The following is a 541-nucleotide window of genomic DNA, read 5'->3' on the forward strand; positions in this document are numbered from 1 at the left end:
AAACGCCCGAACAGTTGAAATTATTAAAGCAAATGGGGGGAGACGACCTCCAAGGGTGGCTTTTTTCACCTGCACAACCAATTAACAAATTACCTGAAGCAATTCTCAAAATACCTCATATCATCAACAATAAAAATAATCCATGAAGGGAAACACACTGTTGCATCAAAGCTGTCGAGGAAGCACTGGCCCGTCACGGCAAGCCAGACATCTTCAACACCGATCAGGATTCGCAGTTCACGTCCATTGACTTCATCACCGTGCTGAAGAAGGCCGAGATTGCCACCTCGATGGATGGAAAAGGCGCTTGGCGCGACAATGTTATCGTTGAACGGCTTTGGCGGTCGATCAAATACGAGGAGGTCTATCTTCACACTCACAAAACCGTATCCGAAGCGCGAGCGGCATCGGCCGATATCTGACCTTCTATAGCAGCCGACGTCCTCATCCATAGTTTGACCGGCAGGCACCGGATCTGGTTAACTTCAACGCGCTGACACCAATAATGGTGGCGGCATAGCCTCAAAGGCAATGTCGGCTT

The 541-nt window shown here is 49.2% G+C and carries 1 pseudogene; it reads left to right on the forward strand.

Annotated features, from left to right (window positions below):
- Positions 1-149 precede the first annotated feature (149 nt).
- Positions 150-520 (forward strand): annotated as a pseudogene (locus HBA93_RS18160) (transposase); the annotation flags it as partial.
- Positions 521-541 lie beyond the last annotated feature (21 nt).

Origin of the sequence: Ochrobactrum sp. SFR4 (assembly GCF_019730395.1) — a bacterium.
Lineage (GTDB): Bacteria > Pseudomonadota > Alphaproteobacteria > Rhizobiales > Rhizobiaceae > Pseudochrobactrum.